The sequence below is a fragment of the Microbacterium neimengense genome, assembly GCF_054782995.1.
Genome location: NZ_BAAGRK010000015.1, coordinates 574,274 through 600,533 on the forward strand (window position 1 = coordinate 574,274; position 26,260 = coordinate 600,533).

A 26,260-nucleotide genomic window follows, 5' to 3' on the forward strand; every position below is an offset into this window, starting at 1 on the left:
ACCGGGCGCCTCGGCCTCAGAACAGGAGCGAGGCGAGGCGTCCGCGCGCGCGGATGACGCGGGGATCCGCGTCGCCGACGAGCCCGAACAGCTCGAGCAGACGCGCCCGGACGGGTGCGCGTTCGTCCGCCGGCAGCGCGGCGAAGAGATCGAGCAACCGTGCGAACGCGTCGTCCACGTGTCCGCCAGTGACGTCGAGGTCGGCCACGAGGAGCTGCGCATCGACGTCGGTGGGCGCAGCAGCGGCCGCGGCCCGCGCCTGCTGCAGGTCGGCGCCCTGCACGCGCTGGAGCAGCCGCACCTGCCCGAGGCCGGCTTGCGCATCGACGTCGCGCGGGTTCTCCTCCAGGGCGCGCTCGTAGGCGGCGGCCGCGCGCACGTAGTCGCCTTCTTCGATCGCGACGAACGCCTCCGCGTGCAGGGGCGGCAGCGGCGGCTCATCGGTCGCATCTGCGGCGCTCTCTGCACCCGCATCGACGGTGCCCGTCACACCGTTCTGCGCTGCGAGCTGCAGGAGCTGTGAGAAGACGTCACGGACCTGCTCCTCGGGCACGGCCCCGGTGAACAGCGGAACCGGCTGACCGCCGACCAGAGCCACGACCAGAGGGATGGACTGCGCGCGGAAGCCCTGCGCGATCTGCGGGTTGGCGTCCACATCGACCTTCGCCAGGACGAGGCGACCGGCGAGCTCTTGGACGACCTTCTCGAGGATGGGGCTGAGCTGCTTGCAGGGCCCGCACCACTCGGCCCACAGGTCGACGACGATGGGGACCGTCCGCGAGAGCTCGAGGATCTCACCAAACGTCGCGTCGGTCACGTCCCGTACGAGGGAGCCTGACGTCGGGGCGGACGGTGCGGCGTTCGAGCCCGGGGCGGGCCGGTTGCGCAGTGCGGAGAGGTCGACGGCACCGCGCAGCACGGCACCAGGAGCCTGATCGGACATCACAGAACCTTCGCTTCCAGGATGTTGGAGGTGTAACCGAGGAGTCGGATCTTCTCTGAGGATCCCTGCGCCGGCACGTAGAAGAACAGCTGATCGGCGAAGGTCGAGCTCACGCCGGTGGCGGACTCCGACACACCGGTCAACGCCTGCACGGTCGGATTGTCGGTCAGCTTGATGACGACATCCCCGCTGTTCGGGGTCACGGTGTCGACCTCGTTGACCGAGACCGCGACGATCGCCCCGCTCTCGAGCGTTGCGAGCGCGAGCGGCTGCTGACTGCCCGCCTGGGCCGCGAACTCGATCTTGCCCGTGGAGGCGCCCGTCTCATTGAACTTGTCGCGACGCTGCTGGCGGTTCGTGGCGACGTTCTGGCTGAACAGGTCGGTCTGCTCATCGAAGAGCCCGATGGATGCACTGTCCTTACCGTTGTTCAGCACGTCGGCGTAGGCCTCGGCGAGCTTGTCCGGCGCGACCGTCAGGAAGGACGAGTCCGGCGGCACCTGGGAGGCGCCGATGTACGCGGGCGCGAGGTCGGGCATCTCGACCGATCCGAGCAGATCGCCGATGTACGACAGCTTGTAGTCGGCCCACTGATCAGCCTGGGTCAGGAACATGATCGTGGAGACGGGCCCCTGAGCACCTTCCTTCTGCACGACCGCCATCACCGTGCGCGGCCACTCGTCGAACGCCTGCGGCAGGATGATCTGCGTCGGTTCGGCGGGGATCGGGGGCAGGGCCGCCTCGTCGGCCAAGGCACCGCGCAGCACGTAGTTGGTGTTGCGCTCCGCCAGCGCGGCTCCATCGAGCCGGGTGGCCGCGAGGTTCGCGTCGCGTGCTTCGTCGGCTGACGCGACCGTCGTCGAGATACGCTGCAGGATCGTCTGCGCCTGCGCCTCGGTGACAGCGGGCGCCTGCTGGTCGGCGGAGTCGACGATCGCGGCGGTCTGAGAAGACGTCGGCGTGGGGGCCAGATCCGGCCACGCGTCGGGCGAGCAACCGGTGAACACGAGAGCGCCGACAACCGCGAGAGGGATCGCGAGGAACGGACGACGCGAGGATCGTCGCGACGGCGTTGCGCTGATCACACCCTTCGCTCCGGGTTCTACGGCCAGATCGATCGGCTGTGTCTCGGGCAGGGGCGGCGGCGCCTTGCGACGCGGCCCGCGCGAGCGCCGGTCGTGTCGGATGGCGAGGATGTACAGGACGATCCCCGCGACGAGGGCGACGCCTCCGAGCAGCATGAGAGGTCCCGCCCACGGTGTCGTCTGCGCGATGTTCCAGGTGATGCTGGCCTCGGTGGGCGCGGGCTTGGTGCCGTCCGAGGCGATCAGCACGCTCATCGAGTCGGGAAGCTGCAGGGGAACGCTGACCGCGCGGTCGTCGCTGTACTCGGCGAGCCACAGGTCGGACCCCGCGGGATTGCGGTTCTCGGTGGACGCAGGTGCGGTCGCAGCCTCGTCCTCACCCGCCGCCGCGTCCGCGGGCGCATCCGTCGGGGTGACCTCGGGCTCGATCACCGCCGCATTCAGAACGCCGTCCTCACCCGTCGACACTTCGTTGTATGTCTGGTCGGAGAGCCATGCCCGCATGTCGGCGGTGCGGCCGTAGGCGACGAAGACGCCGTCGGAAGACGAGACGCGCAGCGTCTGCGTACCGGGCAGAGAGGTCAGAACTGCGCCGTCGACCATCGTGTACGCGGTGCCGTCTGCAGCGGGGATCTCGGCACTCTGCGTCGACGGACCGTAGAACACGGTCCGTTGAGCGATGCCTGCCCCGATCAGCAGAGCGGCCAGTACGAAGGCCGCGACGGCCCAGACGAAACGCACGAAATCTTCCTCCCATGCCCGCGGAGCGGAACGATCCGACATTCGAGACTAGCCGAGACGCCTGTGTGTTGCGCGAGAGGGGGTCGCTCCCGCCGCCACGGGCGCGTCACACGTATCGTGTGTGCAGCACGTTCCGCTCGCCGAGGAGGCATTGTGAAGCTTCACAACCCGTTCCGCATCGCCTTCATCGGCACGCTCGGTGTCGGCCTGGGGCTTCTGCTCATCGGCAGCGTGCAGACCCTGTCGACGATCCTCCTCTACATCGGAACGGCGCTCTTCCTTTCGCTCGGTCTCGAACCCGTGGTGGCCTGGTTGACGAGAAGGCGCTTGCCTCGCTGGTCTGCGGTCCTCATCACCGTTCTCGGTGTCCTCGCCATCTTCGCCGGCATCGTCTGGATGGTCGTGCCGATCATCGTGAGCCAGGTCAGCCAGCTGGTCGAGGAGGTCACGCGGTTCCTGCAGAGCACGTCGTGGCAGGACGTCAAGAACTGGATCCACTCGGTGTTCCCCGGCATCCAGGACAGCACCATCGACGACACTGTGACGAACGTCCAGGACTGGGCTCTGTCGAACTGGGGCAACATCACCGGCGGCGTCATCAACGCGAGCCTTGCATTCCTCGGCGGCCTGACGGGCGCCTTCATCGTCCTGATCCTCACGATCTACTTCACGGCGTCGACGCCGAACCTCAAGGCCGCGGTCTACAGCCTCGTTCCCGCTTCGCGCCGTCCGCGGTTCATCGAGTTGTCCGAGCAGATCACCGACTCCGTCGGCTACTACGTCATGGGCCAGGTCAGTCTCGGCGTGATCAACGGCGTGTTGAGTGCGATCTTCCTGACGATCATCCAGGCACCGTTCCCGGCGGTCCTGGCCGTGATCGCCTTCTTCTTCTCACTCATCCCCCTGGTCGGAACGCTGACCGGCTCGGTCATCATCGTCCTGACCTGCCTCATCCCCGGGCTCGGGTCTCCGACGACCGCGCTCACCGCGGCCATCTGGTACGTCATCTATATGCAGCTCGAGGCGTACCTCGTGTCGCCGCGCATCATGAGTCGCGCCGTCGCCGTCCCCGGCGCGGTGGTCGTGATCGCGGCCCTCGCCGGCGGGTCGCTGCTCGGACTCCTCGGCGCTCTTGTCGCGATCCCGGTCGCCGCGAGCATCCTGATCATCTATCGGCAGGTGATCGTCCCGCGCATGAACGAGCGCTGATCAGAGAGTCGGCCCGTCCCAATGGGTCGGCAGAGGCGCGGCCGCAGGATTCACGATCTCGACGATCTCGCCCAGCACACGACGGGTCTGCGCCTCCCCCACCCAAAGATGCTTGCCGCCCTCCACAGGGATCAGGGTCATGTCAGGGACCGACGCGAACCGGCGACGCGCCTCGTCGGGGCGCAGATAGTCGTCGAACTCCGGGATCAGCGCGACCAGTCGTCGAGGATCCCCCTGCCAGGCGGCAACATCCCCCTCACTGGCTCGATGCAGCGGAGGAGAGAGCAGAATGGCGCCGTCGACGGGATGCTCCCTGCCGTACTTGAGCGCGAGCTCCGTGCCGAATGACCAGCCGACGAGCCACGGATGCGGCAGCGCGCGATCCGCGACGAGATCCATCGCCGCAGCGACGTCGGCCCTCTCGCCGACCCCCTCTTCGAATCGACCGCCGCTCTGTCCGCGCGGCGACGAGGTACCCCGCGTGTTGAAGCGGAGCACGGCCAGGTCTGCAAGGGCCGGCAGGCGCGCCGCGGCCTTACGGAGGATGTGCGAGTCCATGAACCCGCCGTGGGTGGGCAGCGGATGAAGCGTCACGAGAGTGGCGACGGGATCCTTCTCGAGCGGAAGCGCCAACTCCCCGACGAGTTCGAGTCCGTCCGCCGTGCGCAGGACGATGTCCTCGCGCCGCGCGGGAAGCACGCTTGCACCACGGATCTCAGCCATCACGCCACCTTCCAACAGTGAGAATGCCAGTGCCGACGAGCCGCGAGCTCGGCGGCATCACCCATGACGCCGTCGGCGCGCCACACCACGAGGTGGGCGGTTCCTGGCGCGATCACGCGATGACAGCCGGGACAGGTGTACTCCTTGACCGCCTGAACCGTCGAGATCGGCTGCACCGTCCACTCGCGGCCGCCGCGCATCTCCGTGCGCTTGAAGCCCGCCAGCAGGCGCTGGAACGATTCTTCGGAGCCGGAGTGCTCGGGGCGGCGTCGACGCGATCGCGCCACGGTCACCACCAGTTGTTGTTGATCCAGAAGTTGTAGGCGCCCGCCCAGCTGCCGTAGCGACCCACGGCGTAGCCGTTCCCCCAACGCAGATTGTCGACGGGGTCGTATCCGTTGCCGGGAACCTTGCTACACGGCAGCGCCTGCACGAGACCGCACGCGCCCGAACTGCGGTTGGTGGCGTTCGGGTTCCAGCCGCTCTCCTTGGAGACGATGTAGTCGACGTAGCCCCAGTCGCCCTCAGCTATGCCTGCGGCCGCCATCCACTCGGAGGGGGCTCCGCCACCCGAGTAGAACGGCGTCGCGGGCGACGCCGCAGCGACCTCGGGCTCGGGCTCGGGCGGTGGTTTCGGCTTCTCGAACGCGCTGTACGAGTCGCGGTCGAGGGTCACGACGGCACCCGACGCGACGACGAGGCTCTGCGCATCGCCAAGCGTGCTCGAATAGACCGTCTCGGGCTCGGACGGAGCGGGTGCGCTCTCGGTGAGAGCGAATGCCGCAGGTCCGACGGATGCGGCGGCGAAAGCCAGCGCAGCGACTCCGGCGAACACGCCCACGACCCCGCGACGGCGCGACCAGCGCGCGTTCGACGCGGCCTTCGAAGCGGGTGCCGAGGCCGGAGCCACTAGCGCTCGAGCGGACCGTCGGGTCAGCGGCGCCGGGTTTCGGGTGTCATCTCCGGAAGTCACGATCTCCCGATTGTAACGATTTGGTCCTGAGAACGCCATGCGAGCACGCCCGGCGTCGTTCAACCGACCGCCAGCATGATCTCGACGACGGCATCGAGCACCGCATCCACCTGGGTTTCACGGTATCCCCCGCGTTGCATACGGAACGCGACCGAACGCACCTGCTCGACGGTGAGACCCGTGCCGTCGGTGAGGTAGCCCGCGATCCGATCGGCCACGAGGTCGACTTCCTCGACGCGATACCCGTAGTGGACGACCGAGACGCGGTCGAAGCGGTGTCTGTGGTCGCGTCCCAGTCGGTCGAGCACGACCTGTGCGTCCTCACGCTGCTGCTGCACCCAGGCCCGTGCGCCCAGGCGGGCGATCGTCTGCTGACGCTCCTGTGCGGCGAACGCATCCTCGACACGACCGAGGGCGGCATCCACCGGCCCGATCGCGTACCCGCCGCGCACGAGCGCGAACGACACGTCCCGGACGTCGGAAGCCCCGACCGCCGTCGCGCCGGGCGCATCGGACTCGAAAGCCTCCCGCGCACGCGCGAGGAAGGCATCCACGGCGGCAGGGTCGTAGCCCTTGGCCCGCCCCTGGACTCTCGGGAACGCGTTGTGATGCGACGGGGCGGAGATCGCCGCTGCGTCACTGCGCTGCTCGAGCGCGGATTCGTCGTGGACTGTCATGAAACCGCCAGAGGTGTCAGCAGGTAGAACAGAGCAAGAGCTGCGGGAGCGGACGGGAGGATGGAGTCGAGGCGATCGAGCACACCGCCGTGCCCCGGCAGCCAGGAGCTCATGTCCTTGATCCCGAGATCACGCTTGAGCATGGATTCACCCAGGTCGCCGGCGGTCGCCGTGCCCAGGATGACCAGACCGAAGATGATTCCGCTCCACCAGGGCAGTCCGAGCATCAGCCACGACAGCAGAATCCCCGCGACGACGGCTGCAAGGGCCGCCCCGGCGAAGCCCTCCCAGGTCTTCTTGGGGCTGATGCGAGGAGCCATCGGGTGGCGGCCGAGGGTCAGACCCGTCACGTAGGCGCCCGTGTCGGAGGCGATCGCGACGATGAGGAACGCCATCACCCACCACTCGCCGTGCTCCTGGCGCAGCAGAACCAGCGCGAGGCTCGCGAGGAACGACACGTAGACGGGAAGAAGAGCCCCCGCCAGGACATCATCGACGACAGCGGCGTACCTTCTGCCGTCTCGGGCGATCATCTGCCCGAGCAGACGCCACACCACGATGAGTACGACCGCGACGAACAGCGACACCCAGTGGAGCCAGAGGTCGAGGAAATACGCGGACAGCAGGATCATCACCCCGCCTGCCAGCTGCGGGACGACATCGACTTTGCGGCCCGACGCCTGCAGCGCACGGGCGAACTCGAATGTGCCCAGAAGCGCCACACCCGCGCCGAAGATCAGGAACGGCCACTTGACGAACACGAGAGCGACCAGCACCACGGCGCCGATCGCGACGCCGATGACGATCGCGAGGATCAGGTCCCGGCCGGTGCGCTGCTTGATGCGCTCGTTCGCCTCTTCGAACTCGGCACGTGCATGTGCGACCTGCAGTTCGAACTCATTCCGCCGCGTGCGAGTCGGCGGCGACTGATGTTCCGCCCCGACACGATCACGCCCCGGCGGCACTCCTTGCCCGGGTGTCGCACTCTCTGGTGCGACCCCGGCGGCATCGGATGCGTCGGACATGCCTTCTCAGACCTCGAGGAGCTCGGCTTCTTTACGCTTGAGCGCCTCGTCGATCGCGTCGACATGCGAACGCGTCAGAGCGTCGAGGTCCTTCTCGGCGCGCACGAGTTCATCCTCGCCGACCTCGGACTTCAGCGCGTCGAGCTCATCCTTGGCCTTGCGGCGGATGCCGCGCACGTGCACCTTCGCATCCTCGCCCTTGCTGCGCACGAGCTTGACGTACTCCTTGCGGCGGTCCTGGGTCAGCTCCGGCATCGTGACTCGGATGATGTTGCCGTCGTTGGTGGGGTTGGCGCCGAGGTTGGGCATATCGCGGATCGCCTGCTCGATCGCCTTCAGCGCCGACTTGTCGTACGGCGTCACGATGATCGTGCGCGCCTCCGGGTTGTTGAGCGAGGCGAGCTGCGCGAGCGGCGTCGGAGTGCCGTAGTATTCCACGCTCAGCTTCTGGAAGAGCTGCGGGTTCGCACGCCCCGTTCGGACGGTCGAGAAGTCCTCTTTGGCCGCTTCCACGGCACGTTCCATACGTCCGGCGGTTTCGGTCAGCACATCGGCGATCACGGTAACTCCCTCATATCCAGCAGTTTTCGAGTCTAGTGGCGGGGCGAGCCCCGCACGCGGAGGTCACGCCGTGACGAGTGTGCCGATCTCGTCGCCGCGCAGGGCGCGCGTGACGTTGCCAGCGGGCTCCATTCCGAACACCCGCATGTCGATGCGGTTGTCCATGCAGAGGCTGAAGGCGGTGGAGTCGACCACCTTGAGACCCTGCATGAGCGCGTCGTTGTAGGTGATCCGGTCGAGTTTGACCGCCGAAGAGTCCTTGTTGGGGTCGGCCGTGTACACCCCGTCCACGCCGTTCTTCGCGACGAGGACCTCGTCGGCACCGATCTCGAGCGCGCGCTGCGCGGCGACGGTGTCGGTGGAGAAGTACGGGAGCCCCGCTCCCGCACCGAAGATCACGACCCGGCCCTTGGCCATGTGGCGCTGCGCGCGACGCGGGATGTACGGCTCGGCGACCTGCGTCATCTCGATGGCGGACTGGACGCGGGTCGCGGCGCCCGCCTGCTCGAGGAAGTCCTGCAGCGCGAGCGCGTTCATGACAGTACCGAGCATGCCCATATAGTCCGCGCGGCCGCGATCCATGCCGCGCTGACTGAGTTCGGCGCCGCGGAAGAAGTTACCGCCGCCGACGACGATCGCGATCTCGACCTCGTCGACGGCTGCAGCGATCTCACGAGCGATCTGGCTCACGATGTCGGGGTTGACTCCGAGGGAGCCGGCCCCGAAGGCCTCCCCGGAGAGCTTCAGAAGGACGCGACGGCGCCCGGTCGATTCGTCCATGTGTGCGTCCTCTTCTCGTCGGGTCAAAACTACGGCATGCGAAAGGCCCGCACCGACGACGATGCGGGCCTTTCGAGCGACTTACGCGCCGACCTTGAAGCGGGCGAAGTCGGTGAGAGTCAGTCCTGCGTCGGAGGCGACCTTCGCGACGGACAGCTTGTTGTCCCGCGCGTAGTCCTGGTCGAGCAGGGCGACCTGCTTGAAGAACGCGTTCACGCGACCCTCGACGATCTTCGGCAGCGCGGCCTCCGGCTTGCCCTCGTTGCGAGAGATCTCGGTGACGATCTCGCGCTCCTTCTCGACGTCGGCCTCGGGCACGTCGTCGCGAGAGAGGTAGGAGGGGTTGGCGAAGGAGATGTGCTGCGCGATGCTACGCGCGGTCTCCGCGTCGTCGCCCGAGTAGATCAGCACGACGCCGACCTGCGGCGGGAGGTCCTTGCTGGTCTTGTGGAGGTAGACCTCGGCGTGATCGCCCGAGAGGGTGCGCACGCGACGCAGCTCGACCTTCTCGCCGATGATCGCGGCCTCATCGGAGATGAGCTGCTCGACGGTCTTGTCGTCGACCGGCGCGGCGAGGGCGGCCTCGACGGAGTCGGCGGCGACGGCAGCCGCAGCCTCGACGACCTTGTCGGCCAGAGCGATGAAGCGCTCGTTCTTGGCGACGAAGTCGGTCTCGGTGTTCAGCTCGATCAGCGTCACCTTGCCGTCGACCTCACGCGCGGCCACGAGGCCCTCGCTGGTCGAGCGGTCCGCACGCTTCGCGTTGCCCTTCGCGCCCTTGAGGCGGAGGATCTCGACGGCCTTCTCGAGGTCGCCGTCGGCTTCCTCGAGGGCCTTCTTGGTGTCGACCATGCCCGTGCCGAGCTGCTCACGCAGAGCCTTGATGTCGGCGATGGTGAAGTTTGCCATGAGTGGCGGCTCCTTCTGTTGGGAGAGTTCTCGCGGATGCCGATCGGCGCGGCCGGTTCACGGCCGCGCCGATCGTAGCGGGTCCAGGGGACGCGCTGATTACTTGTCGGTGGCCTCGGCCTCGGCGACGGCCTCGACGCTCTCGCCGGAAGCTGCGGCGACAGCCTCGACCTGCTCCTCGGCGGCAGCCTCGTCCGCGGCGGACTCGGTCGATGCCACGACCGCGTCAGCACCCTCGGAGACGGGAGCGCCCTGCTCGAGGAGCTCGCGCTCCCACTCGGCCAGGGGCTCCTCGGCGCCGGACTCGGGGTTGTGCTTCTGCTGCAGGCCCTCGGCGGCCGCGTCAGCGATGATGCGGGTCAGCAGCGAGACGGAGCGGATCGCGTCGTCGTTGCCCGGGATCGGGAACTGGAACTCGTCCGGGTCGGCGTTCGTGTCGAGGATGCCGATCACGGGGATGCCGAGCTTGGTGGCCTCGTCCACGGCGAGGTGCTCGCGCTTGGCATCGACGATCCAGATGGCCGACGGCGTCTTGGTGAGGTTGCGGATACCACCGAGCGACTTGTGCAGCTTGTCGAGCTCGCGCTTCTTGAGCAGCAGCTCCTTCTTGGTGAAGCCGCTCGCGGCCGGGTCCTCGAAGTCGAGCTCCTCGAGCTCCTTCATGCGGGCGAGGCGCTTGCTGACGGTCGAGAAGTTGGTGAGCAGACCGCCGAGCCAGCGCTGGTTGACGTAGGGCTGGCCGACGCGCATCGCCTGCTCGGCGATGACTTCCTGCGCCTGCTTCTTGGTGCCGACGAAGAGCACCGTGCCGCCGTGGGCGACGGTCTCCTTGACGAACTCGTACGCCTTGTCGATGTACGACAGCGACTGCTGGAGGTCGATGATGTGGATGCCGGAGCGCTCCGTGAGGATGAAGCGCTTGACCTTCGGGTTCCACCGGCGGGTCTGGTGTCCGAAGTGGACGCCGCTGTCGAGCAGCTGGCGAATGGTGACGACGGCCATGGCCGTTCTCCTTCTGTTGCGGTTGTTCGCGTCGAACCGATCGGTCGACGAGCCTGGTGCCCGGCACGCACCCACCCGTCCGAGGACGGGACCGTAGGGTGGATGTGCCGCGGGTTGTTTCCCACTCGGGGCACGCGGAGTCACCTCGACATGCGAGGCGCGCGTCCAGTGTACCAGTCGGGGAGGCGGTGCACGGCGCCGGGGACGATGTCCTCTCCCCCGCTCTCCACGCCCGGCATGCTGTCCCCACCCGCGCGTTCGGAACCCTCTCCGCCCGCTCAGCGACGGCACGTTGGTGTCATGCCCGCATCCTCCTCCGGCCGCCGCCTGACAGCCGTCGCCATCGTGTTCCTCGCACTGGCGGCTCCCGCGTCCGCGGCCGTCGCCGCCCCTGCTCTCTCAGCCCAGGCGATCGCCGTGGATGCGAGCCATTCCTGGACCTGGCCGGTGCTGGGCCGTGTCGTCGAGCCGTATCGCCAGCCGTCGCACGACTACGCTGCCGGTCATCGCGGAGTCGACATCGAGGCCGGAACCTCGACGGTCGTCGCCCCGGCTGACGGCGTGGTGCTGTTCACCGGCGTCGTGGTCGATCGCCCCGTCCTGACGATCGATCACGGCGACGGCCTCGTCAGCACTCTGGAACCGCTCGCCAGCGCCCTGACGCCGGGAACGCACGTGCGCGCCGGTGAGGTCGTGGGCACACTGTCGTCCGGCGGCCATGCCGCCCCGGGAACTCTCCACCTGGGCGCTCGTCGCGACGGGGTCTATATCAATCCGCTGCTTCTGCTGGGCGGCGTACCGCGCGCAGTACTGCTGCCGTGCTGCTGAGTCAGCGGCCGCCGACGGTGTTGCGCTGGCCGTTGTCGGTGACCGTTCCCCGGCGGTCCGCCCGCACGGTGTTGTCGTTGCCGGAGACGGTGAGCGCGGTGAAGCCCGTCGCGGTCACCGCGTTTCGGTCGCCGTTGAGGGCAACGCTCGACAGTGTCGCCGCGTCGATGACGTTGTCCTGCCCGCCCACCGAGAGATCGGCGACGTCGCCGAACCTCAGCTCGTTGCGATCCCCCGAGAGCTGCACGACGCCGAGCGTCGCCTGCGTGGCGTCGACACGCAGGCCGGTGCCGCCGATCGTCACCGCGGCACAATCCCCTGTCAGCACGAAGCCCTGATCCGCGCCGGAGATCTCCGTCCGTCCACCCTCGCAGGCGACCGTGCCCTCGGCAGCGGGCGGGGCAGCAGTGGGAGCGGTCGTCGCCGCCTGCGAGGGGATCGGCGTGGAGGGCGATGACGGAGATACTCCGCTGGGTGGCGCGGGAAGGACGGTCTGCCGGGGCGCGGCGACGACCCCGCATCCGGTCAGCGCTGCCGCAGCGGCGATGAGGATCGCGATGTGGCCCAGACGACGCACGCTCATGTGCTCACGGTACGCGCCGGGCGGCGTCCGCGTCATGCCCGCGGGTGGGCCTGTCGGTACGTGGCCGCCAATCGTTCGTGCGACACGTGCGTGTAGATCTGGGTGGTGCCGAGGTTCGCGTGCCCCAGCATCTCCTGCACGGCGCGCAGGTCGGCCCCGCCGTCGAGCAGGTGGGTCGCCGCCGAGTGCCGAAGGGCGTGTGGGCCTGCGGCACGACCGAGGACGGGACCGACCGTCCGTGCGACGAGGTCGTAGACACTGCGGGGACCGAGTGCGCCGCCACGAACCCCGAGGAAGAGAGCATCGGGAGGCTGACCTCCGGAGCGCGCAGCCAGAACGGGTCGTGCGCGCACGAGATACGCGTCGATGGCCTCCTCGGCTGGGGCACCGTAGGGAACGACCCGTTCCTTGTTGCCCTTGCCCGTGACGCGTACGGTACGGCGCTCGCGGTCGAGGTCCCGGCTCCGCAGGGTGCACAACTCCGACACCCGCAGCGCGGCGCCGTAGAGCAGCTCGAGTACCGCCCGATCCCGCAGCGTCACGGGATCGCCGTTCGCGCTGTCGCGGGCCAAGGCACCCAGCATCTCACCCAGCGCGGGGGCGCTCGCGACCGCCGGGAGCGTCCTGCCCCGCTTGGGAGCGATGAGACGCAGGCTCGGGTCGGCCTGGATGATCCCCTGCTCCCGCGCCCAGCCGAAGAAGCCCCGGGCGGATGCGGTGCGCCGGGCGATCGTCGCGCGACTGTCGCCGCGATTCGTCGCCTGCCAGAGCCACTCTCGCAGCTCTTCGAGGTCGACGCCCTCGACTTCTGCGACCCCGGACAGGGCGGCGAAGTCGCGCAGATCGGATCCGTACGCGCGCACCGTCGCCGGCGACAGGCGGCGCACGTCGGCGAGGTGATCGCACCACGCCTCGATCGCGGTCGCCAGCATCATGCAGCCAGCTTGCCAGTCACCGCACTGTAGAGCGTCGCCACCCGCCGTCATCCCCCACGACAGAGCCCTCCATGAGCATGATCCCCAGGATGGCCTCGACCTCTGCGATCGCCAGCCCCGACCGCGCCGCCAACTCCGTCGCCTCCCGTCCGACCCGGGCGCTCAGCGCATCGCGGACCCTCGTGCGCTCGTCGGTCCAGGCCCCGGCAACGGCGAGAGCCTGGGCCGCGCCGAGTCCGGCCAGCTCCCGCGCCTCGGCGGCGTCGGTGATGCACACGGCGTCATACTCGCGCAGAAGTCGGTGACATCCGAGAGACGCGGGGCTCGTGACGGGACCGGGCACCGCCCCTAAAGGACGTCCCAGCGACGCCGCGTGTCCCGCGGTGTTCAGGGAGCCGCTGCGCGCACCCGCCTCGACGACGACCGTCGCACGCGAGAGGGCGGCGATGACGCGGTTTCGCGACAGGAACCGCCACTTGGTCGGCGCGCCGCCGCACGGGACTTCCGCCACCACCGCCCCGGTGTCGGCGATGCGCCCGAGCATCTCTTCGTGCCCGGCCGGGTACGCCCGATCGCACCCGCCCGCGAGCACGGCGACGGTCGTGCCCTGCCCGCTGGCGAGGGCGCCGCGGTGCGCTGCTCCGTCGATGCCGTAGGCGGCGCCCGACACGACCGAGATCCCCGCGCCGGCGAGGCCCGCGGCCAGCTCACCCGCGACATGCTCGCCGTAGGGCGTGGCCGCCCGTGCGCCGACGAGAGCGATGGACGGCACGCTCAGTGCACGGGGGTCGCCCCGCACCCAGAGCGCGAGCGGGGCGTGATCCGCGAGGTCCTCGACCGCGTGGGGCCATTCGGGATCCGAGGGGACGAGGATCGACACCCGCGCCCGCTCTGCGCGTTTCAGAGCGTCGCTCACGAGCTCGCTGTGCAGGCGGGGACGCCATCGGGCAGAGGCATCCGCGGCAGCCCGGGGCCGGACACCTGTGACCCGCGCGATCTCCGCGGGGTGGTCCACGACGCGCAGCGCCGCCTCGGCCGGCATCCGCGCGAGCAGTGCGCCCGCGACGGCGTCGCCCGGTTCGACGACGCCGCTCCAGAAGACGCGGGCGGCGCGCTCCCGTGTCGCCCGCTTCCCCAACAACGGGAGCATGCGCTCGATCACGGCATCGATGTTCATGCGGCGATCCCCCGTTTCATGAAGAGGGCTCGCCCGACGTCCTCCTGGTTCGGCGCGGAGCGCTGCGCGAGATCCGCGAGCGTCCATGCCAGCCGGAGCACGCGGTCGTACCCGCGCAGGGTCAACTGGCCGCGCTCCAGCGCCGCGTCGAGCGGGGCTCGCACCGATGCAGGTGGAGCCGAGGCCCCCTCGCGCAGCCACCGCCCGGGAACGTCGACATTGCGTCGCCACGGAGTCTTGGCCAAGCGCTCCGCGGTGCGGGCGCGGGCATCCGCGACGCGTCTGGCCGCATCCGCCGTCGAGACGCGCCCGACCGCGGCGTCGACGCCCACGGCCGCGACACGACGCATCGGCAGATCGATGTCGACTCGATCGAGGAGCGGGCCCGAGAGCCGACCGAGGTAGCGGCGGATCGCGGCCGGCGGACACTCGCATGTCGCTCCCCGCACTCCGTAGTTGCCGCACGGACACGGATTGGTGGCGAGGACCAGCTGGAATCGCGCGGGATAACGCACGCTGATCCCGGATCGATGGATGTGGATGTCACCGCGCTCGAGCGGCTGGCGCAGGGCGTCGAGGACGCTCGCGGGAAACTCCCCCGCCTCATCGAGGAACAGCACACCCTCACTGGCACGGGCGATGGCACCCGGCCGGATGACGCGGGAGCCGCCCCCGACGAGCGCCGCGATGCTGGCCGTATGGTGCGGCGCCTCCAGCGGCGGGATGCGGGTGAGCGAGGTCACGGCCTCGCCCGACAGCGAGCGGATCGATGCCACGGCGAGAGCCGCCTCGCGATCGAGCGGTGGCAGGATGCCCGGCAGGCGGCGCGCGAGCATCGTCTTGCCCGCTCCCGGCGGACCGCTCATGAGCAGGTGGTGCCCGCCCGCAGCGGCGACCACGAGCGCCTCCACGGCCTCCCGCTGACCGATCACGTCCGACAGGTCCAGCATCTCGGGCCCCTCATCCGTTGTCGCGGCCGGCGTCGGCGCGGCCACGTCGGGGACGACGACGTCCGCGCCGTGGCGAGCGGCGACCTCGGCCAAGGTCGCCGCCGGGAGCACCTCGATACCTGTCACGAGCCGGGCCTCCTCGCCGTTCGCCGCGGGCACGACGATCCGCCGACGCCCCGCGCGCGCGGCGGCGACCACCGCGGGAAGCACACCCGCAACGGGTCGGAGTCGGCCGTCGAGCCCCAGCTCGCCGATGTGGACCGTCGCGGCCACCGATGCCGCATCCATCCCGCCGTCCGCGGTGAGCGCGGCGATCGCGATCGCGACGTCGAAACCGGATCCGTGCTTGGGCAGACTGGCCGGCGACAGGTTGACGGTAAGCCGGCGGCGCGGCAACGGGAGGCCCGAGTTCGCGCACGCATTGTGCACGCGCTGCACCGCCTCGCCGAGCGCACGATCGCCGAGTCCGATGATGCGGAACTCGGGGGTCTGCTGGCTGACATCTGCCTCGACCTCGACGAGAGCGCCCTCGAGCCCGTTCAGCGCGATCGACCACGTACGCGCAACGGTCATCGCACGTCTCGCAGATGCTCGACATCGCCGGTGCCGGCATCCATCCCCAGCACCGACACGGCGTCGATGCGTACGGCACGGCCGCGAGCCTCGTCGGGATGCGCGATGCACCACGCGACGGCGAGACGCCATAGGCGGGCCCGCTTTCGTGCGTCGATGGCTTCGAGGGGATGCCCGAAGCGCTCGCTCGTGCGCGTCTTGACCTCGACGACGACGATCTCGCCGCCCTCGAGGGCGACGATGTCGATCTCGCCGAGAGGACACCGCCAGTTGCGGTCGAGGATGCGGTACCCGCGGTCGGTCAGGAAGGATGCGGCCCGGTTCTCACCGTCACGTCCGAGATCGTCTTTCGCTGCCATCGGCCCAGCGTGGCGAACCCGTTGAGCCGCCGTTCCGGCCGGATCCCGCATCGAGGAGAACCCGCCGCATCCGGAGCGGTGAGGAGAGTCGCTCAGTTGTCGAGCGAGAGCTCCTCGGGAAGCTGGAAGTCGCGGCGCGAGAGCTCCTCGACGTTGACGTCCTTGAACGTCAGGACGCGCACGGCCTTGACGAAGCGGTCGGCGCGGTAGATGTCCCACACCCACACGTCGGTCATCGAGATCTCGAAGTAGAAATCGTGCTCGGTGTCGCGACGTACGACATTGACGTCGTTGGCGAGGTAGAAGCGGCGTTCGGTCTCGATCACGTACTGGAACTGCGAGACGACGTCGCGGTACTCCCGGTAGAGGGCGAGCTCGAGTTCGCGGTCGTAGTCTTCGAAGACATCGTCATCCATGGTGCGTCCATTCTACGGCTGCGGTCCGGGTCGGCGCGGTCTCAGAAGAGTGTGGGCGCCGAGGCGATCTGCCACGAGGCGCGATGATGCGCGTGAAGCCCGTGCGCGGCGATGGCGGCACGGTGCTCCGGGCTCGCATAACCCTTGTTGCGCTCCCAGAGGTACGCGGGCGCATCCGGGTGCAGCGCGACCATGTGCGCGTCGCGCGCGACCTTGGCGACGACGGATGCGGCGGCAGCGCTCGCACAGTCGCGGTCGCCCTTGATGACGGTGCGAACCTCATACGGTGTCACGCCCGCAGGCGTGATGTAGTCATGGTTGCCGTCGAGCAGCACGACCGCATCCGTCATGTCCACGCCCTGCGCGCGCAGGCCGTCGAGCGCGCGGTGCGCGGCGAGCCCGAGTGCCCGCGTGATCCCCACCGCGTCGATCTCGGCGGCGGTCGCCCACCCGAGCTCGCTCGCGTCGACCCACGCCGCGGCGGCGCGGGCAACATCCGCTCTGCGCGCCTCGGGGATGAGTTTCGAGTCGCGTAGTCCCTCTGGGATGCGGACGCGGCGCGTTCGCGGCGCCATGACCGTCGCGCCGATCACGACCGGGCCGGCGAGAGCGCCTCGCCCCACCTCGTCGCATGCGATGACGACGCGCTGTTCGGCCCACAGGCGCCGTTCCAGCCGCAGCGTCGGTTGGATCGGGCTCACTGGCCCTCCGGCCGCGGGACGTCGGCGAACACCTCGTGATGGAAGTCGATACCGCCGAAGCGGTCGAACGGCCAGGTGATCAGGAACGCGCGTCCGACGACGTTGTCGATGGGCACGAAGCCCCGGCCGGGCTGGTCCTGGTTGTACCGCGAGTCCTTCGACCGATAGCGGTTGTCCCCCAGCACCCAGAGCGACCCCTCCGGCACCGTGACGTCGAAGTCGAGCGAGGATGCCGGAGCGCCGGGATCGGGAAGCAGCAGATAGGAGGATTCGTCGATCGGAGCACCGTTGACCGTGATCTGCCCCAGATCGTTGCAGCAGACGACATGATCGCCGGGAAGGCCGATGATGCGCTTGATGAGATGGTCGTCGCTGTCTGGCGCGGCAAGCCCGACGAGGGAGAGCACCCACTCGATGCCGTCGACGATCGGCCCCTGGCTCGGAGCGGACACCGAGGAGCCCAGCCAGCCGCCCGGGTCGCGGAACACCACGACGTCACCGCGCTCGTATCCCCCGAAACGCGGCGTCAGTTCGTCGACGAGGATGCGATCCTGCTCGATCAGCGTGTTCTCCATCGACGCCGACGGGATGTAGAACGAGCGCACCAGGAACGTCTTGACGAGGAACGACACCAGCAACGCGATCAGGATGATGACCAGGACGTCGCGCAGGAAGATCAGCGCACCGCGCCGCCGGCGGGGCCGGGATCGGCGCGGCAACGATGCGTCGTCGACGGAGGGGTTGTCGGTGCTCATGCAGTTCCTCGAGATACAGGCGGCACGAGCCGCACTCTAGCGTCGCACATCAGCGCGCGGCCGCGGACACGACGAAGCCCCGACGCCGGAGCGGTCGGGGCTTCGTGACAGAGCGCGATCAGCGGTCGCGCTTCTCCTTGATCTTCGCCTTCTTGCCGCGGAGGTTGCGGAGGTAGTACAGCTTGGCGCGACGCACGTCACCACGCGTCACGACCTCGATCTTGTCGATGATCGGCGAGTGCACCGGGAAGATGCGCTCGACGCCGACCTGGAAGCTGATCTTGCGGACGTTGAAGGTCTCGCGCACGCCGTCGCCCTGGCGGCCGATAACGACGCCCTGGAAGACCTGAATACGCGAGCGGTTGCCCTCGGTGATGTTGACGTGCACCTTGACGGTGTCGCCGGGACCGAAGTCCGGGATGTCGGAGCGGAGCGAAGCCGCATCGACGGCGTCGAGGATCTGCATGAGTGATCTCTTCCTGCAACCGCCACAGGTCGGCTGCGAAACTGGTGTTTACGAAAGTAGGAGCGGTGCCCGCACCACGCGGGATGCGTGGCTGTCTCCCCTGAGGCAGAGACCGGTCAGGGCACAAACAACCATTCTGCCATGCGCCGCTCCGGGCGCCAACTTCACGCGTCGCGCTGCAGCGTCTCCTCGACGACGATGACCTCGTGCGCCGGCGCGGAGGCTGCCGGCGAGGGCTTCGTCGGCGGGATGTAGGCGGTGCCGTCGCTGGCGTGGAGCACGGCTGCTCGCGGACGCGCCTCGCGCCAGAGCTGCCACAGCTGGAGCCAGATGTTCGCGACCCCCACCAGCACCGTCAGCACCATGACGGGCGCCCACCACTGCTGAACGAACAAGCCGAGAGCGATCGTCAACGCGTGCCAGAGGCCGTAACCGGCCACATCCCACCAGGAGAGCGCGCGTTCGGCGCGTGCCGTCGGCCGAAGACGGGTCAACAGCGTGAGCAGGAGCTGACCGAAGAAGACGGACGGGATGGCGATGAACAGCACCCACAGCAGAGCCCAGCCGCCGGCACCCGTCACCGTCCACCCGACGAAGAGCCAGAGCGGCAGCAGGAAGGCGGAGGGCAGAAGCCAGTGGAAGCCGGCACGACGAAGCCACATGCCTGCATCGTACGCGGGCACCCGTCGCCGTGGGCCGCGCATGAGCGACACTCGGGGCGGACGCCCAGCGGAGCACGCGGCCGCGGGGCACGACACTGACGCCGCGAGCGGGAGAGAATGGAGGAGAGAACGAAGGAGCACCATGATCGAACTGCGCACGCCGGCCGAGATCGAGCAGATGCGACCGGCCGGGCGCTTCGTCGCCGAAGTGCTGGCGACGCTGCGGGACGAGACGAAGGTCGGCACGAATCTGCTGACATTGGATCGCAGAGCGCACGACATGATCCGCAAGGCCGGCGCCGAGTCCTGCTACATCGACTACCACCCGTCCTTCGGTGCCAGCCCGTTCGGCAAGGTGATCTGCACCTCGATCAACGACGCCGTGCTGCACGGGCTCCCCTTCGACTACACGCTGCGCGACGGTGACCTCGTCTCGCTCGACTTCGCGGCATCCGTCGACGGCTGGGTCGCGGACTCCGCCGTCTCCTTCGTGGTCGGAACCGCCCGCGACGAGGATCTTCGCCTTATCGAGACCACGCGCATCGCCCTGGATGCGGCGATCCAGACGGCGACGGTCGGCAACCGCGTCGGCGATGTCTCGGCGGCGATCGCCGCCGTCTCCCACGGTGCCGGCTACTCCATCAACACGGATTTCGGCGGCCACGGTGTCGGCCGCGTCATGCACGGCGACCCGCATGTCCCGAACGACGGCAAGCCCGGCCGCGGCTACCCGCTGCGCGAAGGCCTCGTGGTGGCACTCGAGCCGTGGCTGCTGGAGACGACCGATCGTCTGGTCACCGACCCGGACGGCTGGACGCTGCGCAGCGCCGACGGCTCCCGCGGCGCGCACACGGAGCACACCGTCGCCGTCACGGCGGAGGGCCCCGTCGTCTTGACCGACCGGGGGTTCCTCGGCGTCGACTGAGCCGCGCTCAGTCGACGAGCAGGTCGGGACGCCGCTCGCGCGTGCGTTCCACCTGCTGGTCGCGACGCCACTCGGCAACGCGGCCGTGATGTCCGCTCAGAAGCACTTCGGGAACGGACAGGCCACGCCACTCGGAGGGCTTCGTGTACGACGGATACTCCAGGAGCCCGTCCTCGTGCGACTCCTCGACGAGGCTCTCGGGATTGCCGACGACGCCGGGCACGAGACGTCCGACGGCCTCGATCATGGCCATCGCCGCCACCTCCCCGCCGTTGAGCACGTAATCGCCGAGACTGGCGAGTCGCACCTGTCCGAGTGAGGCCGCGTAGGTGAAGACCCGTTCATCGATGCCCTCGTACCGGCCGCAGCCGAAGACGAGGTGATCCAGGCCGCTCCATTCGCGAGCCGTCGCCTGAACGAACCGTTCGCCCGCCGGCGAAGGGAAGACGAAGGTCGGCGGAGACGTCGCCTCCTGTGCGATCGCGTCGAGCGCGAGACCCCAGGGCTCGGGCTTCATCACCATGCCCGCTCCCCCGCCATACGGGGTGTCATCGACCGTGCGGTGCCGGTCGGTCGTGAAGTCGCGCAGGTTGTGCACGCGCACATCCAGCAGCCCGTTGCCGCGGGCCTTGCCGAGGAGCGAGACCTCGAGGACGTCGAAGAACTCGGGGAAGATCGTGATGACGTCGATGCGCACGTCAGTCCTCGCGGGTCGCGGCCGTTTCGTCTTCGGCGGCGGACTCGTCGTCGGCCGGAAGCTCCTCGAAGAGCCCGGCCGGCGGCGTCATGACGACGCGTCCCGCGGCGGGATCCACCTCGGGGACGATCGCCTTGACGAACGGGACCAGCACTTCGTTCTCGCCGACGGCGACCGCCAGCAGATCCTGCGCGGGAAGGTGGTCGACACGAGCGACTCGTCCCACGACGACACCGTCGCGAACGACGTCGAGGCCGACGAGCTGGTGGTCGAACCACGCGTCCTCTTCGTCGGGGATGCTCTGCTCGTCCTGGTCGATCCAGAGAATGGCGCGCACGAGGGACTCGGCCGCGTCGCGGTCGTCGACTCCCTCGAAGAACGCGACGGGATGCGTGTTCATCCATCGGAACTCGCGAACGGTGACCGTCTTACCGAACCAGGGCGACGAGTCGGGGACCTGGAGGGTGAACTCCGCCCCGGGGACGAACCGACCGTCGGGGTCGTCCGTGTACAGCTCGAGCTTCAGGGCACCCTTGAGGCCGTGGGCCTTGACGAGGCGACCGACGCGAAGCTGGGTCTTGCCGGGGCGCGGCGCGGATGCGCGCGCTCCGTCACCGGATGCGGCCGCCATCAGTCGTCGGCGACGTCGACGCGCACGCGGCTGCCGTCGGCGAGGGCCGTGACCACGGTCCGCAGAGATTTGGCGGTGCGACCGCCGCGCCCGATCACGCGACCCCGGTCATCGGGGTGGACGTGCACCTCGAGCACGTCGCCTCGCGGCGACGTGGACGAGACGATGCGCACGGCGTCGGGGTTGTCAACGATCCCCTTGACGACGTGTTCGAGCGCGGCAGCCAGCACGATGATTACGCCTCGGTGCTCTCAGCTGCCTCGTCGGCGGCCTCGGCCTCGACGGGAGCGGGCTCCTCAGCCTTCTTCTCGGCCTTGGGCTTGATGACCGACTTCTTGGCCGAGTCGACCTCGAAGGGAGCCTTGCCCTCTGCGTACTTGACGGTGCTCACGGCGTCCTTGTCGCCCTTGAAACGACCCCAGTCGCCCGTGAGCTTGAGGATGGCGAGGACCTGCTCGGTCGGCTGAGCGCCGACGCCGAGCCAGTACTGCGCCCGCTCGGAGTCGACCTTGATGACCGAGGGCTCCTCGGTCGGGTGGTACTGACCGATCTCCTCGATCACGCGACCGTCGCGCTTGGTGCGCGAGTCGGCGACGACGATGCGGTAGTAGGGCGCACGGATCTTTCCGAGACGCTTGAGACGGATCTTGACAGCCACGATTCTCCTGAATGTGTGGAAGGTGGTCGAACTGGTCGCCTGGAGCGTGGGGTGCACACCCGGCGGAAGCTCTGTGGTTCGGACCCGGCCGGATAGAGGGTCGGGCGGGGTCCAGCTGTCTATTTTGCCAGATGATGACGCGGCTCGCGAACCAGGCGGCGCCGCGTGTCAGACTGAGCCGGTGACCGTCCCCTTCGCCCCGTCGCGCCGCTCGACCGTCGGCCTCGAGTGGGAGCTGATGCTCGCCGACGGGCGCACCGGCGATCTGGTGCCCCGCGGGCCCGAAATCATCGACGAGCTCGCGGAGTCGGTCGCCCCCGAGCGGTTCCAGGTCACCGGCGAGCTTCTCACCAACACGATCGAGGTCACCAGCGGCGTCGGTGACACCGTCGAGGCCGCCGTCGACGACATCGCGGATGCGATCGCGACCGTCCGCACCGCGACGGATCCGCGCGGTGTGGAGCTCCTGTGCGCGGGAAGCCACCCCTTCGCGCAGTGGTACGACCAGGAGGTCACCGACAAGACCCGCTACCACTCGCTCATCGAACGCACCCAGTGGTGGGGGCGCAACATGATGATCTGGGGAATCCACGTGCACGTCGGCGTCGACGACGTCACGAAGGTCTTTCCCATCATCAACGCCTTGTCCACCTACCTCCCGCACCTGCAGGCACTTTCCGCATCCAGTCCGTTCTGGGCGGGCGAGCGAACCGGATACGCATCCAACCGCGCCCTCGTGTTCCAGCAGCTGCCGACGGCCGGGCTGCCGTGGGGACTCGGCAACTGGGCCGAGTACGAGGCGTACCTCGACGACATGGTGCGCACCGAGGTGATGGCGGATGCCACCGAGGTGCGCTGGGACATCCGTCCCGCCCCGCGATGGGGCACCATCGAGGTGCGCGCGTGCGACGGGATGTCGACCCTGCCCGAGCTCGCCGCGGTCGCCGCTCTCACGCAGACGCTCGTCGAGGACTTCTCCCGCCGACTCGACGCCGGCGAGGAGCTGCCCACGCTGCAGCCGTGGTTCGTGCGCGAGAACAAGTGGCGCGCCGCGCGGTACGGACTGGGTGCACGGGTCATCGTCGATCGAGACGGACGGCAGGAGAGCGTCGTCGAGCATCTCGAGGCCACGCTCGAGCGTGTGGGCGACATCGCCGTCGAGCTCAAGTGCGCCCAGGAGCTCGAGGGCGTGCGCACCACGCTCGCGCAAGGCGCCAGCTACGCGCGCCAGCTCGCGGTCGCGGATGCATCCGGCGGCGACCTGCGCCAGGTGGTGCAGCACCTCATCCGCGAGTTCCGCGCCGGCCCCGAGCGCCGCGCACCGCTGGCCGCCCGCGGGTGAACCTGTACCGCACTCATAAACTCGCTGCCTACCGTGGTCCCGTGATCGCCCGCCACCATCGGCTCCACGTAACCGCCTGGGCCGCTGTCGGCGCGGCGGCGCTGACGATGGTCGGGTGCGCCGCTGCGCCGCCGCCCCGACCGAACAGCGCTCCGCATACCGCGTCGCCCGCCCCTTCGGCAGCGCCGACGCGGACGCCGACCGTCGCCTCCGACGCCGTCATTGTCACGATCGGCGACTCGATCATGTCGGGATACGGCCTCGACCCCGACGAAGCGTGGCCGGTGCTGCTGGGCGAGCAGACGCACCTCGACATCGTCAACCTCTCCTGCGGAGGCGCGGGCTTCGTGGTCGCCGGCGACTGCGGGACGAACTTCTCCGCGCTCGCGCAGGAAGCCATCGACCTCAAACCCGCGATGGTCATCCTGCAGTCGTCGGACAACGACTCGGACGAGGACGCCGATGATATCGACTCCGCGACACGCGACACGGTCGAGGAACTCCACGCGGCGCTCCCCTCGACGCGGATCGTCGGGCTGAGCACCCTGTGGAATCAGCCCTGGGAAGCGCCGCAGTCCATCGCGTGGAGCTCGGACGCACTCCGCTCAGCCGTGGAGGCCGCCGACGGCACGTTCGTCTGGCTGGGTCAGCCGCTCCAAGAGAACCCAGAACTGCTGCAGTGGGACAGCGAGCATCCGACCGCCGAGGGACAGGAGTACCTCGCCCGTCACGTGCGCACGGTTCTCGCGCACGCGGGCATCGTGCTCTGAGGCGGACTCAGCCGCGGCCGAGCATCTTCTGCAGCTCGGCGAGATCGGCCTCGCTCGGCGCCTTGCCGCCGCCCAGGCCGAAGCCCGACCCGGTCGGCTCCGCAGCCGGGAGTCCCGCGTTCTCGGCGGCGCGCTTGGCCGGGTTGCCCGAGCGCGAACCCTTCGCCTTCTGCTGCTTGCCGCGCTTGGCGGACGCACCCGGTCGACCCATCGATCCGACGCCGGGCATGCTGGGCACACCACCGCGCGCGACCGTCTTCATCATCTTGGCAGCCTGGTCGAAGCGCTGCACGAGCTGGTTCACATCGGTGACCGTCATGCCCGATCCGCGCGCGATGCGCAGGCGCCGCGAGCCGTTGAGAAGCTTGGGGTTGCGGCGCTCGGCCAGCGTCATCGAGCGGATGATCGCCTCGGTGCGATCGATTTCGCGCTCGTCGAAGTTGTCGAGCTGCTGCTTCATCTGGCCCATGCCCGGGAGCATCCCGAGCATCTTCTTCATCGAGCCCATCTTCTTCATCTGCTGCAGCTGCTCGAGGAAGTCCTCGAGGGTGAACTGTTCCTTCGCCAGCTTCTCGGCGACCTTCATCGCCTCGGCCTCGTCGAAGGTCTGCTGCGCCTGCTCGATCAGGGTGAGGATGTCACCGAGATCGAGGATGCGGCTCGCCATGCGGTCCGGGTGGAAGGGCTCGAGATCCTCCAGTCCTTCACCGGTCGAGGCGTAGATGATGGGACGACCCGTGACCGAGGCCACGGAGAGCGCTGCACCGCCGCGGGCATCGCCGTCGAGCTTGGAGAGGACGACGCCGGTGAAGTCCACGCCCTCCTGGAAGGCGGTCGCGGTGTTGACCGCATCCTGACCGATCATCGCGTCGATGACGAACAGCACCTCGTCAGGGTCGGTCGCCGTGCGGATGTCGGCGGCCTGCTTCATGAGCTCCGCGTCCACGCCGAGGCGCCCAGCGGTGTCGATGATGACCGTGTCGTGCTGGTGGCGACGGGCGTACTCGACACCGTCGCGTGCGACGCGTACGGGGTCGCCGACGCCGTTTCCGGGCTCAGGGGCGTAGATGGCCGCTCCCGCGCGCTCGGCGACGACCTGAAGCTGGTTGACGGCATTGGGACGCTGGAGGTCGGCGGCGATGAGGAGCGGCGTGTGGCCGTCCTTCTCCAGCAGACGCGCCAGCTTTCCGGCGAACGTCGTCTTTCCGGAGCCCTGAAGACCCGCGAGCATGATGACGGTGGGCGGCGTCTTGGCGAACTGCAGACGACGCTGCTCGCCACCGAGAATGGCGACGAGCTCCTCGTTGACGATCTGCACGACCTGCTGCGCGGGGTTCAACGCACGGTTGACCTCGTCGCCGAGCGCCCGCTCGCGGACCTTGCCCGTGAACTCCTTCACCACCGCGAGCGCGACGTCGGCGTCGAGCAAGGCGCGACGGATCTCGCGCACCGTCCCGTCGACGTCGGCGGGGGTGAGCTTCCCCTTCGTGCGCAGGTTGCGGAAGGTCTCAGTGAGCCGGTCGGAGAGGGTGCCGAAAGTCGCCATGATGCGTCGATTTTACGCGAGCGCGGCGGCGGATGAGTCGTCGGACCCTCCGAAGCGCCCAGAGATCGACAGTGCGTGCTGCAGGAGACCCTCCAGCGACACCGACGAGGCACCGCGCTGCGCCCACATCCAGACCGCACCGAGAACAGCCGCGCCGTAGGCGGCTGCGCGGATCTGTGCGAGCAGAGCGTCGCCGGTCGCGTCTGTCAGCCGGCGGGCGATCTCACGCTGGAGCAGCGCCAGCCGTTCGGCGCGCTGCCTCTCGAGTTCCTCGCCGAGACCCATGGCGTCCGCGTTGGTGATCGCCAGCGCGAGCGTGTCGGGAGTCAGGTCGCGCCCGATGCGAGCGAGAGCGTCGGGGACGGTTGCGCCCCCGGCCATAGCGCCGAAAGCCGCCGCCAAGCGCGCATCGAAGCCGGACCAGAGCACGTCGCTCTTCGCACGGAAGTAGTTGAAGAAACTGGCTCGCGCGACGCCGGCGCGACGGGTGATGTCTCCGATCGAGGTTCCGTCGTACCCCTGCTCGAAGAACAGCTCGCATGCGGCCTCGGCGATCGTCTCGGGCGAGCTCGCCCGAGGCCGTCCCATCCGCGGTACGTCGGTCATCCGAGCAGCTTAGTCAGCGCCCGCGCCTCGGATGCGACGGAGCCGGACCACG

32 protein-coding genes are annotated in these 26,260 nt (G+C 69.0%); 5 read left to right on the forward strand and 27 right to left on the reverse strand.

The annotated features are described in order from the left end of the window. Positions 1-16 precede the first annotated feature (16 nt). Both ACYVJS_RS13345 and ACYVJS_RS13350 read right to left on the reverse strand, forming a co-directional pair. Positions 17-943: a tetratricopeptide repeat protein gene (locus ACYVJS_RS13345; protein WP_460740381.1), complete on the reverse strand. Its 927-nt coding sequence runs from the start codon at positions 941-943 to the stop codon at positions 17-19. Continuing rightward, positions 943-2,769 carry a glycosyl transferase gene (locus ACYVJS_RS13350; RefSeq protein WP_460740382.1) on the reverse strand — a complete coding sequence of 609 codons (1,827 nt, stop codon included), beginning with the start codon at positions 2,767-2,769 and terminating at the stop codon, positions 943-945. The genes ACYVJS_RS13345 and ACYVJS_RS13350 overlap by 1 nt, the downstream gene beginning before the upstream one ends. A gap of 153 nt (positions 2,770-2,922) precedes the next feature. Between ACYVJS_RS13350 and ACYVJS_RS13355 the strand changes: the two genes are divergently transcribed. Beyond that, complete coding sequence (locus ACYVJS_RS13355) at positions 2,923-3,978, forward strand: AI-2E family transporter (protein ID WP_460740383.1); 1,056 nt, start codon at positions 2,923-2,925, stop codon at positions 3,976-3,978. Here the strand turns inward: ACYVJS_RS13355 and ACYVJS_RS13360 are convergent, their stop codons facing one another. The 9 genes from ACYVJS_RS13360 to rpsB all read right to left on the reverse strand — a co-directional run bounded on the left by ACYVJS_RS13360 (position 3,979) and on the right by rpsB (position 10,628). Beyond that, positions 3,979-4,701, reverse strand: coding sequence for an alpha/beta hydrolase (locus tag ACYVJS_RS13360; RefSeq protein WP_460740384.1), 723 nt, complete (start codon positions 4,699-4,701; stop codon positions 3,979-3,981). It abuts the gene before it with no gap. Continuing rightward, positions 4,701-4,988, reverse strand: a complete 288-nt coding sequence (locus ACYVJS_RS13365) for a hypothetical protein (protein WP_460740824.1) — start codon at positions 4,986-4,988, stop codon at positions 4,701-4,703. Before ACYVJS_RS13365 ends, ACYVJS_RS13360 begins: the two co-directional genes overlap by 1 nt. A 2-nt stretch (positions 4,989-4,990) precedes the next feature. Further along, complete coding sequence (locus ACYVJS_RS13370; RefSeq protein ID WP_460740385.1) at positions 4,991-5,674, reverse strand: aggregation-promoting factor C-terminal-like domain-containing protein; 684 nt, start codon at positions 5,672-5,674, stop codon at positions 4,991-4,993. 59 nt (positions 5,675-5,733) lie between these two features. Then, positions 5,734-6,351 carry a DivIVA domain-containing protein gene (locus ACYVJS_RS13375; protein WP_460740386.1) on the reverse strand — a complete coding sequence of 206 codons (618 nt, stop codon included), beginning with the start codon at positions 6,349-6,351 and terminating at the stop codon, positions 5,734-5,736. Beyond that, complete coding sequence (locus ACYVJS_RS13380; RefSeq protein WP_460740387.1) at positions 6,348-7,376, reverse strand: phosphatidate cytidylyltransferase; 1,029 nt, start codon at positions 7,374-7,376, stop codon at positions 6,348-6,350. Before ACYVJS_RS13380 ends, ACYVJS_RS13375 begins: the two co-directional genes overlap by 4 nt. A gap of 6 nt (positions 7,377-7,382) precedes the next feature. Beyond that, positions 7,383-7,937, reverse strand: coding sequence for a ribosome recycling factor (frr, locus tag ACYVJS_RS13385; protein WP_234075314.1), 555 nt, complete (start codon positions 7,935-7,937; stop codon positions 7,383-7,385). A 63-nt stretch (positions 7,938-8,000) separates the two neighbouring features. Then, complete coding sequence (pyrH, locus tag ACYVJS_RS13390; protein ID WP_320434163.1) at positions 8,001-8,717, reverse strand: UMP kinase; 717 nt, start codon at positions 8,715-8,717, stop codon at positions 8,001-8,003. 81 nt (positions 8,718-8,798) lie between these two features. After that, the gene (gene tsf / locus ACYVJS_RS13395; RefSeq protein WP_460740388.1) at positions 8,799-9,626 is read right to left on the reverse strand and encodes a translation elongation factor Ts; all 828 of its coding nucleotides are present in this window, start codon (positions 9,624-9,626) and stop codon (positions 8,799-8,801) included. Between the two features lie 99 nt (positions 9,627-9,725). Beyond that, positions 9,726-10,628, reverse strand: coding sequence for a 30S ribosomal protein S2 (rpsB, locus tag ACYVJS_RS13400; RefSeq protein ID WP_460740389.1), 903 nt, complete (start codon positions 10,626-10,628; stop codon positions 9,726-9,728). 300 nt (positions 10,629-10,928) lie between these two features. On the opposite strand from rpsB, the gene ACYVJS_RS13405 reads away from it, so the two are divergent. Further along, a complete protein-coding gene (locus ACYVJS_RS13405) occupies positions 10,929-11,456 on the forward strand; it encodes a murein hydrolase activator EnvC family protein (RefSeq protein ID WP_460740390.1) in 528 nt (175 codons plus the stop codon). Between the two features lies 1 nt (position 11,457). Here ACYVJS_RS13405 and ACYVJS_RS13410 read toward each other — a convergent pair whose 3' ends face one another. The 10 genes from ACYVJS_RS13410 to ACYVJS_RS13455 form a co-directional block, all read right to left on the reverse strand. After that, positions 11,458-12,039 (reverse strand): DUF3060 domain-containing protein, encoded by a 582-nt coding sequence (locus tag ACYVJS_RS13410; protein WP_460740391.1) that lies wholly within the window; start codon positions 12,037-12,039, stop codon positions 11,458-11,460. Positions 12,040-12,071: 32 nt separating this feature from the next. Then, on the reverse strand, positions 12,072-12,974 hold the full coding sequence (locus ACYVJS_RS13415) for a tyrosine recombinase XerC (protein ID WP_460740392.1): 903 nt from the start codon (positions 12,972-12,974) through the stop codon (positions 12,072-12,074). Between the two features lie 16 nt (positions 12,975-12,990). Then, positions 12,991-14,151: a DNA-processing protein DprA gene (gene dprA / locus ACYVJS_RS13420; RefSeq protein WP_460740393.1), complete on the reverse strand. Its 1,161-nt coding sequence runs from the start codon at positions 14,149-14,151 to the stop codon at positions 12,991-12,993. Then, complete coding sequence (locus ACYVJS_RS13425; protein WP_460740394.1) at positions 14,148-15,674, reverse strand: YifB family Mg chelatase-like AAA ATPase; 1,527 nt, start codon at positions 15,672-15,674, stop codon at positions 14,148-14,150. The genes dprA and ACYVJS_RS13425 overlap by 4 nt, the downstream gene beginning before the upstream one ends. Then, positions 15,671-16,033 (reverse strand): YraN family protein, encoded by a 363-nt coding sequence (locus ACYVJS_RS13430; RefSeq protein ID WP_460740395.1) that lies wholly within the window; start codon positions 16,031-16,033, stop codon positions 15,671-15,673. Before ACYVJS_RS13430 ends, ACYVJS_RS13425 begins: the two co-directional genes overlap by 4 nt. A 92-nt stretch (positions 16,034-16,125) precedes the next feature. Further along, complete coding sequence (locus tag ACYVJS_RS13435; RefSeq protein ID WP_137417143.1) at positions 16,126-16,449, reverse strand: DUF2469 family protein; 324 nt, start codon at positions 16,447-16,449, stop codon at positions 16,126-16,128. 41 nt (positions 16,450-16,490) lie between these two features. After that, positions 16,491-17,150, reverse strand: coding sequence for a ribonuclease HII (locus ACYVJS_RS13440; RefSeq protein ID WP_460740396.1), 660 nt, complete (start codon positions 17,148-17,150; stop codon positions 16,491-16,493). After that, complete coding sequence (gene lepB, locus ACYVJS_RS13445) at positions 17,147-17,905, reverse strand: signal peptidase I (protein ID WP_344228586.1); 759 nt, start codon at positions 17,903-17,905, stop codon at positions 17,147-17,149. The genes ACYVJS_RS13440 and lepB overlap by 4 nt, the downstream gene beginning before the upstream one ends. A gap of 118 nt (positions 17,906-18,023) precedes the next feature. Beyond that, entirely contained in the window at positions 18,024-18,371 is a 348-nt protein-coding gene (gene rplS, locus ACYVJS_RS13450; protein ID WP_137417146.1) for a 50S ribosomal protein L19, read from the reverse strand. A 164-nt stretch (positions 18,372-18,535) separates the two neighbouring features. Beyond that, positions 18,536-19,033 (reverse strand): MFS transporter permease, encoded by a 498-nt coding sequence (locus ACYVJS_RS13455; protein WP_460740397.1) that lies wholly within the window; start codon positions 19,031-19,033, stop codon positions 18,536-18,538. A gap of 142 nt (positions 19,034-19,175) precedes the next feature. Between ACYVJS_RS13455 and map the strand changes: the two genes are divergently transcribed. After that, the gene (gene map / locus ACYVJS_RS13460; RefSeq protein ID WP_460740398.1) at positions 19,176-19,958 is read left to right on the forward strand and encodes a type I methionyl aminopeptidase; all 783 of its coding nucleotides are present in this window, start codon (positions 19,176-19,178) and stop codon (positions 19,956-19,958) included. A gap of 7 nt (positions 19,959-19,965) precedes the next feature. Here the strand turns inward: map and trmD are convergent, their stop codons facing one another. The 4 genes from trmD to rpsP are packed head-to-tail and all read right to left on the reverse strand — an operon-like array spanning position 19,966 to position 21,944. Then, positions 19,966-20,655 (reverse strand): tRNA (guanosine(37)-N1)-methyltransferase TrmD, encoded by a 690-nt coding sequence (gene trmD / locus ACYVJS_RS13465; protein ID WP_460740399.1) that lies wholly within the window; start codon positions 20,653-20,655, stop codon positions 19,966-19,968. A 1-nt stretch (position 20,656) separates the two neighbouring features. Next, positions 20,657-21,286, reverse strand: a complete 630-nt coding sequence (rimM, locus tag ACYVJS_RS13470; RefSeq protein WP_460740400.1) for a ribosome maturation factor RimM — start codon at positions 21,284-21,286, stop codon at positions 20,657-20,659. Then, positions 21,286-21,516, reverse strand: coding sequence for an RNA-binding protein (locus ACYVJS_RS13475; protein ID WP_137417151.1), 231 nt, complete (start codon positions 21,514-21,516; stop codon positions 21,286-21,288). Before ACYVJS_RS13475 ends, rimM begins: the two co-directional genes overlap by 1 nt. A gap of 5 nt (positions 21,517-21,521) precedes the next feature. Beyond that, positions 21,522-21,944 carry a 30S ribosomal protein S16 gene (rpsP, locus tag ACYVJS_RS13480; RefSeq protein ID WP_274285482.1) on the reverse strand — a complete coding sequence of 141 codons (423 nt, stop codon included), beginning with the start codon at positions 21,942-21,944 and terminating at the stop codon, positions 21,522-21,524. A gap of 181 nt (positions 21,945-22,125) precedes the next feature. On the opposite strand from rpsP, the gene ACYVJS_RS13485 reads away from it, so the two are divergent. Then, on the forward strand, positions 22,126-23,286 hold the full coding sequence (locus ACYVJS_RS13485) for a glutamate--cysteine ligase (RefSeq protein ID WP_460740401.1): 1,161 nt from the start codon (positions 22,126-22,128) through the stop codon (positions 23,284-23,286). Positions 23,287-23,327: 41 nt separating this feature from the next. Beyond that, positions 23,328-24,056: an SGNH/GDSL hydrolase family protein gene (locus tag ACYVJS_RS13490; RefSeq protein ID WP_460740402.1), complete on the forward strand. Its 729-nt coding sequence runs from the start codon at positions 23,328-23,330 to the stop codon at positions 24,054-24,056. 7 nt (positions 24,057-24,063) lie between these two features. Here ACYVJS_RS13490 and ffh read toward each other — a convergent pair whose 3' ends face one another. Further along, entirely contained in the window at positions 24,064-25,602 is a 1,539-nt protein-coding gene (gene ffh / locus ACYVJS_RS13495; RefSeq protein WP_460740403.1) for a signal recognition particle protein, read from the reverse strand. A 12-nt stretch (positions 25,603-25,614) separates the two neighbouring features. After that, entirely contained in the window at positions 25,615-26,208 is a 594-nt protein-coding gene (locus tag ACYVJS_RS13500; RefSeq protein ID WP_460740404.1) for a TetR/AcrR family transcriptional regulator, read from the reverse strand. Positions 26,209-26,260 lie beyond the last annotated feature (52 nt).